The organism is Clostridium sp. CTA-7 (genome assembly GCF_054768095.1).
This window is the reverse complement of record NZ_BAAAAV010000013.1, coordinates 1-14,923: the sequence shown is the minus strand read 5'-3', so window position 1 is coordinate 14,923 and position 14,923 is coordinate 1. Positions and strand designations below refer to the sequence as shown.

15 protein-coding genes are annotated in these 14,923 nt (G+C 28.5%); all 15 read left to right on the top strand.

What is annotated here, in order from left to right; all coding sequences use genetic code 11:
* Positions 1–38 precede the first annotated feature (38 nt).
* Positions 39–881: a 4-(cytidine 5'-diphospho)-2-C-methyl-D-erythritol kinase gene (gene ispE / locus ACYUEX_RS17990; RefSeq protein WP_460289384.1), complete on the top strand. Its 843-nt coding sequence runs from the start codon at positions 39–41 to the stop codon at positions 879–881.
* 60 nt (positions 882–941) lie between these two features.
* Complete coding sequence (gene spoIIR / locus ACYUEX_RS17985) at positions 942–1,595, top strand: stage II sporulation protein R (protein ID WP_460289383.1); 654 nt, start codon at positions 942–944, stop codon at positions 1,593–1,595.
* Between the two features lie 92 nt (positions 1,596–1,687).
* Positions 1,688–2,677 carry a tRNA 4-thiouridine(8) synthase ThiI gene (locus ACYUEX_RS17980; RefSeq protein ID WP_460289381.1) on the top strand — a complete coding sequence of 330 codons (990 nt, stop codon included), beginning with the start codon at positions 1,688–1,690 and terminating at the stop codon, positions 2,675–2,677.
* A gap of 13 nt (positions 2,678–2,690) precedes the next feature.
* A complete protein-coding gene (locus ACYUEX_RS17975) occupies positions 2,691–3,107 on the top strand; it encodes a YwiB family protein (RefSeq protein WP_460289380.1) in 417 nt (138 codons plus the stop codon).
* Positions 3,108–3,240: 133 nt separating this feature from the next.
* Positions 3,241–3,543: a hypothetical protein gene (locus ACYUEX_RS17970; protein ID WP_460289379.1), complete on the top strand. Its 303-nt coding sequence runs from the start codon at positions 3,241–3,243 to the stop codon at positions 3,541–3,543.
* Positions 3,544–3,715: 172 nt separating this feature from the next.
* Positions 3,716–5,320, top strand: a complete 1,605-nt coding sequence (locus ACYUEX_RS17965) for a CTP synthase (protein WP_460289378.1) — start codon at positions 3,716–3,718, stop codon at positions 5,318–5,320.
* Between the two features lie 128 nt (positions 5,321–5,448).
* Positions 5,449–7,200: a sensor histidine kinase gene (locus ACYUEX_RS17960; RefSeq protein WP_460289377.1), complete on the top strand. Its 1,752-nt coding sequence runs from the start codon at positions 5,449–5,451 to the stop codon at positions 7,198–7,200.
* A gap of 11 nt (positions 7,201–7,211) precedes the next feature.
* Positions 7,212–7,961: a response regulator transcription factor gene (locus tag ACYUEX_RS17955; protein ID WP_460289376.1), complete on the top strand. Its 750-nt coding sequence runs from the start codon at positions 7,212–7,214 to the stop codon at positions 7,959–7,961.
* Positions 7,962–8,164: 203 nt separating this feature from the next.
* Positions 8,165–9,247, top strand: a complete 1,083-nt coding sequence (locus ACYUEX_RS17950; RefSeq protein ID WP_460289375.1) for a BMP family lipoprotein — start codon at positions 8,165–8,167, stop codon at positions 9,245–9,247.
* A gap of 14 nt (positions 9,248–9,261) precedes the next feature.
* A complete protein-coding gene (locus ACYUEX_RS17945; RefSeq protein WP_411169011.1) occupies positions 9,262–10,566 on the top strand; it encodes a pyrimidine-nucleoside phosphorylase in 1,305 nt (434 codons plus the stop codon).
* A gap of 37 nt (positions 10,567–10,603) precedes the next feature.
* On the top strand, positions 10,604–11,269 hold the full coding sequence (deoC, locus tag ACYUEX_RS17940) for a deoxyribose-phosphate aldolase (RefSeq protein ID WP_460289374.1): 666 nt from the start codon (positions 10,604–10,606) through the stop codon (positions 11,267–11,269).
* 59 nt (positions 11,270–11,328) lie between these two features.
* Entirely contained in the window at positions 11,329–12,153 is an 825-nt protein-coding gene (locus ACYUEX_RS17935; protein WP_460289373.1) for a transketolase, read from the top strand.
* Between the two features lie 2 nt (positions 12,154–12,155).
* Entirely contained in the window at positions 12,156–13,079 is a 924-nt protein-coding gene (locus ACYUEX_RS17930; RefSeq protein WP_460289372.1) for a transketolase family protein, read from the top strand.
* Between the two features lie 96 nt (positions 13,080–13,175).
* On the top strand, positions 13,176–14,198 hold the full coding sequence (locus tag ACYUEX_RS17925; RefSeq protein ID WP_460289371.1) for a LacI family DNA-binding transcriptional regulator: 1,023 nt from the start codon (positions 13,176–13,178) through the stop codon (positions 14,196–14,198).
* Positions 14,199–14,307: 109 nt separating this feature from the next.
* Positions 14,308–14,923, top strand: a 616-nt coding sequence (locus ACYUEX_RS17920) for a BMP family lipoprotein (RefSeq protein ID WP_460289370.1), incomplete at its 3' end; no start/stop codon positions are given.

Genomic DNA, 14,923 nt, shown 5'->3' with positions numbered 1-14,923 from the left:
TTGAAATATTTATATTATAGTTGAAAGGAAACGAAAGTATGAGAATTAAAGCTTATGCTAAGGTGAATATATCTTTAGATATAATAGGAAAAAGAGAAGATGGATATCATTTATTAGAGATGATTATGCAATCTATAGACTTATATGATGAAATTAGCATAGAAGAACAAAAAGAAGGAATTAATATAAAATGTAATAGGCCTTATGTACCAACAGATGAAAGGAATTTGGCTTATAAAGCGGCTAAGTTGTTTAAAGAAACATATAATATAGATAGTGGAGTAAATATATACATAAAGAAAAATATACCTGTTTGTGCTGGATTAGCAGGAGGAAGTACGGACGGTGCAGCAGTTTTGAAAATAATGAACAATTTATTTAATATTAATGCATCTGATGAAGAGCTAATGGAATTAGGGTTAAAACTTGGGGCAGATGTTCCTTATTGTATAAAAGGTGGGACTGCTTTATGTGAGGGGATAGGAGAAAAGGTAACTGAACTTACAAGATTTAAAGATAAGATTGTAGTATTAGTAAAACCACCATTTGGAGTTTCAACTAAGAGTGTATATCAAGAATTTAATTTAGATAGAGCCAAAAATCATCCTAATACACAAGTTTTAATTGAGGCTATAAAAAATGATGATTTAAAAACAGTATGTAATAATATGAGAAACTTATTAGAGAACGTAACTTTAAGAAAACATAAAGTTTTAATAAATATAAAAGAGGAAATGAGATATTTTGGAGCAGTAGGAACTATGATGAGTGGTAGTGGGCCTACAGTTTTTGCCTTTTTTGATGATATGCTTAAGGCTCAAAAATGCTTTGAGAAGATGAAAGAAAAATATAATGATGTATTTATTACAAGAACAATTTAATTTATAAGTATAAACCTCCTAAAAAATGGTAATAATTTAGCTATGAGGAGGTTTTGTAATATGAAGAAGATTATAGTGGTGATTAGTTTAATGTTTTTTATGTTTGGTATCTCAGGTTGTTCAAGTTCTGTTGTTGGACAAGGCTTAGAAGAAGATAGGGAATTAGTTTATGAGGATATAGTTAATGAAATAATAAGATTTCATGTAATAGCTAATAGTGATAGTGAAGAAGATCAAAATTTAAAGTTAAAAGTTAGAGATAAGGTTATAGAATATGTTTCAGGAAATTTAAAAAATTGTAAAGATTTAAGTGAGGCAAGAAAGTTTATTATAGATAATAAAGATAATATAGAATATATAGCTAGAAGTGTAGTGAGCGAGAATGGATATTCTTATGAGGTAACGAGTATGCTTTCGAGAGAAAGTTTTCCAGATAAAGCTTACGGAGATTTAATTTTTCCACAAGGTGAATATGAAGCTTATAGAATTCTTATTGGTGAATCTAAAGGACAAAATTGGTGGTGTGTAATGTTTCCTCCTCTATGTTTTGTTGATGGAACTAAGGATGCTGTTGACTCTAAAAATATTGAGGAAATGTTAATTAATGAAAAAAAATACGGCAATAAAAAAAGTAAAAATAAAGATAATAATATAAAATTTAAATCTAAAATTTTTGAGTTTTTATCTAAAAATAATGAAGCAGAGGATAAATAAACTTTAAAAGTTAAAATATAAATGTTGATAAATTTTAGTAATAAATTTAAACTATATGATAGATATAAATGTCGAGTTTAGGGGGAAATTAAATGACGAGAGCATTAGCTATGATATCTGGTGGACTAGATAGTATTTTAGCGGCAAAATTAATAAAGGATCAGGGGATAGATGTTATAGGTATTTGCTTTAAATCTTATTTCTTTAGTGAAGAAAGTGCAAAGAAAATGACTAAACAAATAAATATACCACTAGAAGTAATTGATTTTTCTAATGAACATATGAGTATGGTTAAAAAACCAAAACATGGCTTTGGTAAGAATATGAATCCTTGTATAGATTGTCATGCGATGATGATGAATTATTCAGGATATATGTTAAAAAAGTTTAATGCTGATTTTATAATTACTGGAGAAGTGTTAAATCAGAGACCTATGTCTCAAAATAGACAAGCATTAAATATAGTTAAAAAAGAGTCAGGCTTTAGTGATAAAATATTAAGACCGTTATGTGCTAAAAATTTAGAACCTACTGAAATGGAGTTAAATGGACTTGTAGATAGAGAGAAACTTTTAGATATATCAGGAAGATCCAGGAAAATTCAAATTGAGCTAGCAGATAAATGGGGAATAAAGGAGTACCCATCTCCAGCAGGTGGATGTAAGCTAACGGAACCTAATTATTCTGTAAGACTTAAAGATCTACTGTGTAGAAATGAAAATATTACTGAAAATGAAATATCATTATTAAGATATGGTAGACATTTTAGAATTGATGAAAATACAAAGATAATATCAGCAAGAACAGCTGAGGAAGCAAAAGAAATAAAGAAATATTTAGATAAAAATTATACGAGGTTCTTAGTTTCAAATTTCTCAGGATCTTTAGTTGTACTTATTGGGGATGAAACAGAAGAGAATATAGAATTGGGCGCTAGGATAGCAGCTAGATATAGTAAGGGAAAAGATGAAAAAGAAATAGAAGTTAAACATGGAAGCTTTGGAAGTAGATTTACTAAATCCAGAATAGTAAATTCTATAGAGGAAAAAGAACTTTTAAAATATTTAATTTCTGTAAAATAAACGGAGGTAGTAAATGAATAAGAATGCGGTTATATCATTAAAGAGTTTTAATGAATTAGATACAGAAGACGTAATAGAAGTTGTAACACCTGGAGAGTTCTTTGTTACTGAAGATGGATTTAAAGCAGTATATGAGGAAACAGAGATATCAGGTATGGATGGGACGACAACTATTTTAACAATGTTAGATGATGCATTAATTCTTGAGAGAGAAGGAAGTACTAGTGCAAAAATGGACTTTAAAAAGGGTGAAACATCAATATCCCTATATAATACCCCTTATGGAGTTTTAGATTTACAGATACATACTGAGGATTTAGATATTGCTATTGACAAGAATGGTGGAAATATAGTAGCTAAATATTCTCTTGAACTTGCAGGTCAACCTCCTATAACGACTAAATTAGCTGTAAATATAAAAGCTAATTAATAATTAAAAACCTTAGTGATAAAGCAAATAAAGATAAAGCTTTATTACTAAGGTTTTTATTTTATAATAAAGTGTTCTTATTGAATAAATACTATGAAATATGATAATAATATAAAAAATAAGAGGTGATATTGTGAATTGTGCAAATAGTTTAGACAAAGCGAGTATAGTTATAAATGTTTTATGTGCACACTTAGGAATTGACGCAACAGAAATGAGTAAAATATTAAAAAAGAAAGAAAATAAATATTTATTTCTTTTGTTATTAAAGAATTATAAATGCCTTGATAAAGAGAAAGTAAAGCAAATGTTAGAAATAATTAGTGATAAGAGCATTAATTATAATATTAATAAAGCTCAAGAAAAGTTATTGGTTAATAAGGAGTTTAGAGAAATGTATTTTAAAATAGAAGAGGGTTTAAATAAAATAATATAAAATAAATAACAAAAAAACACTAGATTTTATTGTTTATCTGTGATATTATACTACTTATTGAATTTAGGCATTATAAACCCATCATAAATAGTGAGGTAATTATGATTATATCAAACAGGGGATTTAGTGTCAAGAAAATAAATTAAAAATTTTATTTTTTTGGAGGAATAGTATGAAAACTAAATATGTATTTGTAACAGGAGGAGTAGTATCTTCTTTAGGAAAGGGCATAACTGCAGCATCATTAGGTAGATTATTAAAGAATAGAGGACTAAAGGTTTCTATACAAAAATTTGATCCGTATTTAAATGTTGATCCAGGTACAATGAGTCCATATCAACACGGTGAAGTATTTGTAACAGACGATGGTGCTGAAACAGATTTAGACTTAGGACATTATGAAAGATTCATAGATGAAAATTTAAGCCAAAGCAATAATGTTACAACTGGTAGAATATATTGGTCTGTAATATCTAAGGAAAGAAGAGGAGAATATCTTGGTGGAACTGTTCAAGTTATACCGCATATTACAAATGCTATAAAAGAAAGGGTTTATAGAGTATCTAAAGAAAAGGATGTAGATGTAGTAATTACAGAAATAGGGGGAACAGTTGGAGATATTGAGTCCCAGCCATTTCTTGAAGCTATAAGACAAATTAAATATGAAGTTGGAAGAGAAAATGTATGTTTTATACATGTTACTTTAGTTCCATACTTAGGGAAAGCGGGAGAGTTAAAAACTAAGCCAACTCAACATTCAGTTAAAGAATTAAGGAGTATAGGAATACAACCAGACATAATTGTTTGTAGATCACAAAAGGAGTTATCTGAAGATATAAAATCCAAGATAGGATTATTCTGTAACCTAGAAGCTAGATGTGTTATACAAAATTTAGATGCGGAACATTTATATGAAGTTCCACTTATGTTACATAAAGAAGGATTAGATAGATTAGTTTGCGAAAAACTTGAACTAGGATGTAGAGATATAGATAATTCTGAATGGATTGATATGGTTCAAAAAGTAAAGAACTTAAAAGAACATGTTAAGATAGCTTTAGTTGGTAAATACGTAGAGTTACATGATGCATATATATCAATTGTTGAAGCTTTAAATCATGGTGGTTTAGCTAACAATTGTAATGTAGAAATTAAGTGGATTAATGCAGAGGATGTTAATAGAAATAATAGTAATGAAGCCTTAGGAGATTGTGATGGAATTTTAGTTCCTGGAGGCTTTGGAGATAGAGGAATTGAAGGTAAAATAGAGGCCATAAGGTTTGCAAGAGAAAATAAGAAGCCTTTCCTTGGAATATGCTTAGGAATGCAATGTTCAGTAATTGAATTTGCTAGAAATGTATTAGGATATGAAGGGGCAAATAGTGCAGAGATTGATTGTGAAACTAAATATCCAGTAATAGATATAATGCCTGATCAAAAAGATGTAGAAGATTTAGGTGGAACAATGAGATTGGGATTATATCCATGTAAATTAGATGAGAATAGTACAGCTTATAATGTTTATAATGATAAATTAATTTATGAAAGACATAGACATAGATATGAATTTAATAATGAATATAGAAAAGTAATAAAAGAAGCTGGTATGGATATTACAGGAACTAGCCCAGATGGAAGGTTAGTTGAAATTGTTGAAATTAAAGATCATCCATGGTATGTATCTGTTCAATTTCATCCTGAGCTGAAGTCAAGACCTAATAGACCACATCCATTATTTATTGGATTAATAAAGGCTTCATTAATGAAATATAATTAAAAAATGTTGAAAATACTGAGAGGTTATAGAACTCTCAGTATTTTTTATTTAAATAATAGATAGACATATATAATATAAATTTAGTAAAATGATTTGTATAAAAGAATGGTAAAGAGGAATAAGAATTTATGAAAATAAAGAGTATAACTTTAAAATTGTGTTTGCTTTTAATTCTATTCATAATAACTATTTCAGTAGTAATAGGAGTTTGGGCAATAAAGGATACTAATAAAATAGTTCAAATAGAAATTGGAAAAATGAATAATGAAATTCTACAAGAAATATCAGATAATATCTCAATACTCTTATCTAATATTGAAGAGATAGGCAATAATATTGTTGAAGATAATAAATTAATTAGTGTATTATCAATTCCTAAGGAAGAAGTAATGAAGAGAGATGAGGATTTTATAAATGCTGATAAGTATGTAGAGGGACTACTTAATGAACAGGTATGGAAATATGGTAAGTATAACATGAAGCCTGAACTATATGTAATTTCTGAAAACGATTTGAATTTTAGTACCTATGCTAAAAATAAATATAACATAAACTCTATAAAAGATGAAATTTGGTATAATGAAATAGTAGAAGCTGATGGGAATACTGTACTTATTAGCACTTTTGAAGATGAAGAGGGTATAGGCCCATACAAATGTATATTTAGAATGGGTAGATTAATAAAGGACTTAATTACAGATGAAACATTAGGCGTTTTAATAATGGATGTAAGTGAAAAAATGTTATATGATAGATATAATAAAATAATAAAAGATGGTAGAAATATATATATAATAGATTTAAAAGGCGATATAATATCAAGTAGAGACAAAAGATTAATAGGTAATAATTATTATAAAGAATTAGATTATGGACAGCATTTAAAAACTGAGGAATGGTACTCTATATTTGAAAGAGACGGTATAAAGTATATGAAAATGGTGTCAACTCTAGATAGGTATGGATGGTCAATAGTAGAAGAAATTCCATTACATATAGTTAGGCAACCTATAAAGCAAATAACACAAAAGTTTTCATTAACTCTAATTTTAGTAATAATTATATCATTTATAGTTATATATAAAATTTCCGTGTGGGTTACTAAGCCAGTTATAAATATAAAAAATACCATGGGAAAGGTTATGAATGGAGACTTAAAAGCTAAGGTTGAAGTTGATAGAGATGATGAAATAGGTAAATTAGAAGAATCTTTTAACGATATGGTTAAGTGGTTAGATGATTCAATAGAAGAAATAAAGGAAAAAGAGAAGCAAAAACGTATTGCAGAATTAAGCTTTTTACAAGCTCAAATTAATCCTCATTTTTTATATAATACATTAAGTGGTGTTAGATTTTTGGTTTCTATGAATAAAAATGAAGAGGCAGAGGAAATGCTATATAAATTTTCCAAGCTTCTAAGAAATATACTGCCGAGGGCTAGTGAGTTAATTTCTTTAGAGGATGAAATAGAAATAATTAAGACATATGTAGAACTCCAAAAAATAAGATATCCTAATGGATTTACAGTTGATATTGATATAGATAATAAAATAAAAAGTGTGATGGTTCCAGCATTAATATTACAACCAGTTGTAGAAAATGCTATATTTTATAGTATGGAAAGTGAAAATAATAGAGGGATAATAAAAATAAAAGGATATATAGAAGATAAATTTATAAAATTAGAAATAATTGATAATGGCAAGGGTATGAGCAGTAGTCAAATAAATAATTTATTTAACAATAAAGAGTCTATAAATAGAGTTGGATTAATTAACGTACATGAAAGAATACAACTAAATTACGGAAAAGAATATGGAATAGAAGTTATAAGTAAAGAAGGAAATGGAACAAAGGTTATATTTAAATTACCTAAATAAGGAGGATTTATATGTTGAATATATTAGTTGTTGAAGATGAGGCTCCAATAAGAGAGTGGATAGGATATACTATAAAAAATATTTCAGATGAGTTTAATGTAATAGGTAGTGTAAATAACGGTAAAGAAGCCTATGATCTAGCTATAAGTTCCAAGCCAGATGTTATTATAACAGATATAAAAATGCCAATAATGGATGGAATAGAGTTATCTAGAAAAATAAAAGAATTAATGCCAGAGGTATATATAATAATCCTAACTAATTTTGCCGAATTTTCATATGCGAAGGAAGCAATAAGTTGTGGGGTTTACGAATATCTAATAAAATCAGATATTAGACCAAAGGAACTGAAGGAGATACTAAGCAAAATTAATAATAAAATAAAAGTTGAAATTAATAAAAAAGAAGAAGAGGTATTAGACTCCCAAGAAATTATTAAGTCTAAGAAATATTCCAAATCTATAGAAAAGGCCTTAAAGTATATAGATGATAATTATAAAAATCATATTTCATTAATAGATGTGGCTAAACATGTATATTTATCACATGAGTATTTCTCTAGACTTTTTAAAGAAGAAGTTGGTGAAAATTTTAGTACTTATCTAACAATTTATAGAATAAAAAAAGCTAGTGAGCTTATAAAAAAGACAGATATGAAGATATCTCAAATTGCATTAGAGGTAGGATATTCAAATGCAGGATATTTTTCGAAAAACTATAAAAAGTACACTGGAGTTTCTCCAGAAGAAGATAGATATTGATTATATTATAATGAAATGTCAAATAAATTCTGAAAAATCAATATATTACAAGTGTATATTAGAAATTATACTTTAACAGTAAAATTATATCCAAATAATTATAAATAATATCAATATTATTTATATAAAGTAATCGTTTATTTATGTATAATTATATTAACAAAAAAATATTATAGGTTATTATCCAATGAAAAGGAGCGTAAATGATTAAAAAAATAGATACAATATTAATAGTTTCATTAATATTAGCTTTAATAATATTTTTTGCAACATCCTTAGGTGTTAATATGAATAATAATCTAAAGGAAAGAAAAGATTTAGAAACTTTAAAGATAGCAGTAGTTTTTACAGGTAGTGGATTAGGTGATAAATCATTTAATGACTTGATCTATGATGGTTTATTAAAAGCTCAAAAGGAGTTAGGTATAGAATTTGATTATGCTGAACCAATATATCCTGAGGAATATGAAAAGAGTCTAATGGAATTTGCAGAAACAGAGGAGTATCAATTAATAATTGCTATTGGTCCTGAACAAGAAAATGATGTGAAAGCGGTTTCAGAAATATTTCCAAATCAGAAATTTACTTTAATAGACTCTAAGCTTGAAGCAAATAATGTAAGCTCTATTTATACAAGATGGGAAGAACAAGCATTTTTAAATGGTGTTATTTCAGGTATATTAAGCAAAAAAGAGTATGAAGCTAGTGGTTTTATGCCAAAGGCTGGAATAATATTAGGAATGGAAGTCCCTCATTTAAGAGAAGGAGCAATTGGATTTGAGGCAGGATTTAAATATGTTAATCCTGAAGGGGAAGTTATGTCTGCAGTAGTAAACGATTTTAAGAATCCGTTAAAGGCTAGAGAAACTGCACTTTTAATGTATAGTAAAGGTGTTAAATATATTCAACATTTAGCAGGAGCTTCTGGACTAGGAGTATTTTCAGCGGCAAAAGAATCTGGAGGATATGCCTTTGGAGTAGATGAAAATCAGAATTTTTTTGAACCTAATGTTATAATTTCCACAGCTACAAGATATATGAATCAAATTATATTTAATGAAATTAAATATGTAAAGGATAACAGTTGGAATGATGGTGTTCATTTATCGGGATTAAAAGAAGGAATTATAGATATTACTAGAGAAGGGTCGCAAGTGGAATTAGATCCATATGTAATGAAAACAGTTAAAAAAATAAAATCAAAAATAGTAAATGATGAGTTAACTATACCTAAAAGCAAGGAAGAACTTGATGACTGGGTTAAAGTAAATAAATATAAAGATTAAATGGAGGGGTAAACATGAGAGCATTTGATATTATAGCAAAAAAAAGAGATAATAAAGAATTAAGTAAAGAAGAGATAGAATTCTTTATAGAGGGATATACAAAAGGAGATGTAACAGATTACCAAGCATCGGCATTACTAATGGCTATATATATAAATGGCTTCAGCAAGGAAGAAACAGTTAACCTTACTATGGCTATGATAAAATCTGGAGATGTAGTTGATTTAAGTGAAATAAATGGTATTAAAGTTGATAAACATAGTACTGGTGGTGTTGGAGACAAAACTTCTTTAATATTAGTTCCAATGGTAGCAGCAGCAGGTGCAAAAGTAGCTAAGTTATCAGGAAGAGGTTTAGGACATACTGGTGGAACACTTGATAAGCTTGAAGCAGTACCAGGATTTGATATAAATGTAAGCAAGGAGAATTTTATTAATTTTGTTAATAAATCAGGACTTGTTATAGCAGGCCAAACACAAAATATAGTTCCAGCAGATAAAAAATTATATGCACTTAGAGATGTTACTGCAACTATAGATAGTATTTCATTAATAGCTGCAAGTATAATGAGTAAAAAGATTGCATCAGGTTCAGATGCCATATTACTAGATGTTAAATATGGTGATGGAGCATTTATGAAGACTAAAGAAGATGCTGAAAAATTAGCTGAAGCAATGGTATCTATAGGTAAAGGTTTAAATCGTAATACTTCAGCAGCTATAACTTTAAATGGAGAACCTTTAGGACATGCAATAGGAAATGCATTAGAAATACAAGAAGTAATTGAAGTATTAAGTGACAAAGGACCGGAAGATTTAAGAGAATTATGCTTAAGACTTGGTGCTCAAATGCTTAAATTATCTAATGTAGAAGAAGATGTAAATAAGGGTAGAGAAGTATTAGAAGAAGTACTTAGAAATGGACAGGCTCTTGAAAAATTAAAAGAACTTGTTATAAACCAAGGTGGAGATGTAAAAGTAATTGAAAATAAAGACTTATTTACTATTTCAGAAGTAGTACATGAAGTTAAGGCTCAAGAAGAAGGCTATGTATATGAGCTTAATGCAGAAAAAGTAGGAATAGCATCATTACTAGCTGGAGCTGGAAGAGAAACTAAAGATGATTCAATAGATTATGGAGCTGGAATAATATTAGCTAAAAAGATGGGTAGTTATGTTAATAAAGGAGATTTATTAGCTACAATATACACTAGTGATAAAAACAGAATCGAAAAATCTGAAGAAATGTTATTATCAGCATATACAATTTCAAATGAAAAACCATCTAAAAATGAAATAATATATAAAATAATTGAGTAGTTTAATAAATACAAATAAAATAGATAGGAGATAAATAATGGATATAAAAGAAATCTTAAAGACAGTTGATCATACATTACTTTTACAAACATCAACATGGGGTGAAATAAAAGATATATGTGATGATGGAATTAAGTATGGAGTAGCATCAGTTTGTATTCCACCATCATTTATAAAAAGAGTTAAAGAATATGTAAATGATGATTTGAAAATATGCACAGTTATAGGATTTCCTAACGGTTATAATACAACTGAAGTGAAAGTTTTTGAAACTAAGGATGCAATAGAAAAAGGTGCAGACGAAATTGATATGGTAATAAATTTAGGTATGGTTAAAGATAAAAATTATGATTTTATAACTGATGAGATAAAAAAGATAAAGGAAGCATGTGGAGATAAGATATTAAAGGTTATAATAGAAACTTGCCTTTTAACAGAAGATGAGAAAATTGAGTTATGTAATTGTGTAACTAAGGCTGGTGCAGATTTTATAAAAACATCTACTGGTTTTAGCACAGGTGGAGCAACAATAGAAGATATTGAGTTATTTAGAAAAAATGTTGGTAAAGATGTAAAAATTAAAGCTGCTGGTGGAGTAAAGAGTATTGAGAAAGCAGAAGAATTTATAGACAAGGGTGCTTCAAGGCTTGGAACAAGTTCTATAATAAAGATAATGAATAACGAAGAAGTTAAAGGTTATTAATATCAAAAATTTTAATATAGGATTCCTAATCATCTAAATAATTTGTAGGAGGCATTCTTATGTATAATGATTTAAAAGAACATTCTATAAATATAAGAAAAAATATAATAGAAATGATAGCTGAGTCAAAATCAGGACATCCTGGTGGATCATTATCAGCTGTAGAAATACTAACATATCTATATTTTAAAGAAATGAATATAGATAAAAATAATTTAGATAGTAAAGAAAGAGATTATTTTGTATTAAGCAAGGGGCATGCAGCTCCTGCTTTATACTCAACCTTGATTGAAAAGGGTTTAATTGATAAAAATGAAGTGAAAAACTTAAGAAAGATTGGATCCATTTTACAAGGTCATCCAGATAGTAAAAAGATAAAAGCTGTAGATATTTCTACTGGATCATTGGGACAAGGAATATCTAATGCAGTAGGTTTAGCTATAGCTTCAAAAATAAATGAAGATAGAAATAGAGTTTATGCTATCTTAGGTGATGGAGAACTACAAGAGGGAATAGTTTGGGAAGCATTTATGAGTGCAGCGCATTATAAGTTAGACAACTTAGTAGCATTTATAGATAATAACAAACTGCAAATAGATGGGAAAAATGATGATGTAATGAAGGTTCAGCCTTTAGATGAAAAGTTTAAGGGATTTGGATGGAATGTAGAAATAGTAGATGGACATAAATTTGACGAAATAGAAAATGCGTTAGAAAAAGCTAGAGAGTCAAAAGGTAAGCCAACCGTTATTATAGCTAATACCATAAAAGGTAAGGGAGTTTCTTTTATGGAAAATAAAGTTGAATGGCATGGAACAGCTCCTAATAGTGATCAAAAAGAAAAAGCATTATATGAAATAGAAAATGAAATAAGGGAGGAATAAATATGGGAATAGCTACACGTGAGGCATATGGAAAAGCACTTCTTCAGTTAGGAAAAGAAAATGAAGATATAGTAGTTTTAGATGCAGATCTTTCTAAATCTACAAAAACATGTGACTTTGCAAAAGCTTATCCTGAAAGATTTATAAATGCAGGAATTGCGGAGCAAAATCTTATAGGGATGAGTGCTGGATTAGCTAGATATGGAAAAATTCCCTTTGCCAGTACATTTGCAGTTTTTGCATCTGGTAGGGCTTTTGAAGTAATAAGAAACTCAGTATGCTATCCTAAGGCTAATGTAAAAATAGCAGCAACTCATGCTGGAATAACAGTTGGTGAAGATGGTGGTTCTCATCAATCTATAGAAGACATAGCACTTATGAGATCATTACCTAATATGACGATATTAGTTCCAGCAGATGAAAAAGAAACTATAGAAGCAGTTAAGTTTGCAGCTAACTATAAGGGACCTATATATATAAGATTAGGGAGACTTAATAGTGAAGATATATTTGATGATGATTACAGTTTTCAATATGGCAAGGGGATTTCTATAGAAGAAGGTAATGATTGTACTATAATCTCTACCGGTATAATGACAGCTATGGCGAAAAAAGCAGTTTCTAACTTAAAAGAAAGAGGAGTTAATGTAAGATTAATTCATATGCCAACTATAAAACCTATAGATAAGGAAATCATAATAAAGGCTGCCAAAGAAACTAAGTTTATACTTACATGTGAAGAACATTCAATAATAGGAGGACTTGGAGAATCAGTAGCTAGCGTTACAGCAGAATTTGAGCCAACAAAGGTTATTAAGCTTGGAATAAATGATTTGTTTGGTGAATCAGGTACACCTAATGAATTATTAGAAAAGCATGGACTTACATCTGAGAATATAGAAAAAATTATCAAAAGTTATATATAATAAAATTTAGGGCTAGTATAAGTGAATGAAATAGATATATAATATGGATATAAGGGAAATTTTGCTAATCTCATTAAATGTATAAGGAGAATTGAAATGGCAGTAACTATAGATGATATAGCAAAAAAAGCAGGTGTTTCTTCTGCAACTATATCTAGGGTCTTAAATAATTCATCATATGTAAAAGATGAAACTAAGGAAAAGGTTTTAAAAGTTATAGAAGAAATGAATTATGTTCCAAGCGCTATAGCTAGAAGCCTTTCAAGAAGGGAGACTAGCACTATAGGAATAATAGTTCCTGATATAACAAATCCTTATTTTGGAGAAATAATAAAGGGTATAAGTAAAATTGCAGAAGAAGTTGGTTTAAATATAATACTGTTCAATACTAATAACGATATAAAAAGCGAATTAAAGGCATTGGATGAAGTTAAGAAACATAGATTAAAAGGTGTAATAATGACTCCAGGTTTTGGAGACACTAAGTTCGAAGATATATTTATAGATATTATAAAGAGTACAAGTATGCCTATTATACTAGTTTCTGCAGATTTAAATTATATAAATTTAAATGGAGTCTTTGTTGATGATATTAAGGGTGGATTTGATGCAACTGACTTATTAATAAAAAAAGGTCATAAAAAAATAGGTATAATAACAGGAATAATAAGCTCAAGTTCGGCAATAAATAGATTAAATGGATATAAAAAAGCATTAAAGGAAAATAATTTACCCATAATAACTAAATATATAAAAGAAGGAAAATTTAATCTAGATAAAGCTTATGAAATAACTAAAGAGTTTTTAGAAATGGAAGATCCACCTACAGCATTAATTGCATGTAGTAATATGATGACTTTAGGTGCAATTAAAGCTTTATTTGAAAAAAATAAAAAAATTCCTAAAGATATGGCTTTAGTTGGTTTTAATAAAATTGAATTCATAGATATAGTTGGAATTAATTTAACTTATGTAGAGGATTCACCTATAGAACTAGGAAGGTCAGCTATTAAACTACTTTTAGAGATATTTGAATCAGAAGAAAAAAATAAAATAACTCGTATAAAAATACCACCTAAATTAATTTTAAATGGATCTGAAGAAAAAGTAAGTAAATAAAACTTTAACTTTATTTGTAAGCGGTATCAATCGCAAGTATTATAATTTAAAACGATGCATTTCTTTGTAGATCAAAGATTGCTATATATTATTTTATGGAGGGATTATTATGAAAAAAAAGCTAATAGCACTAACACTTTCAGCACTTATGGTTACTGGTTTAGTAGGTTGTGGTAACAAAGGTGGAGAAGCATCAAAGGAAACTAAAAAAGACTTAAAAGTAGGTATGGTTACTGATGCAGGTACTATTGATGACAAGTCATTTAACCAAGGTACTTGGGAAGGTATAAAGAAGGCACAAACAGATTTAAAGGTTGAAACTAATTATTTAAAACCAACTGGAACAACAGAAGCTGATTATATTAAAGAAATAGGAAATCTTTATGACACAGGATATAAATTTATAGTTACTCCTGGATTTAAATTTGAAACAGCTGTATTTAAAGCACAAGATAAATATAAAGATGCTAAATTTGTAATACTAGATGGTAATCCACATAGTGGAGACTTTAAACCAGTTGTAGCTGATAATACAGTTGCTATATTCTTTGCTGAGCAAGAAACTGGATTCTTAGCAGGTGTTGCAACAGCACTTCAATTAAAAGAAGGAGAACTAGGATTTATAGGTGGTATGGAAATACCAGCACCTCAAAAGTTTAACTGGGGATTCCAACAAGGTGTTAAATATGCTAATGAAAATTTTGGAACAAAAATGAATATAAAGA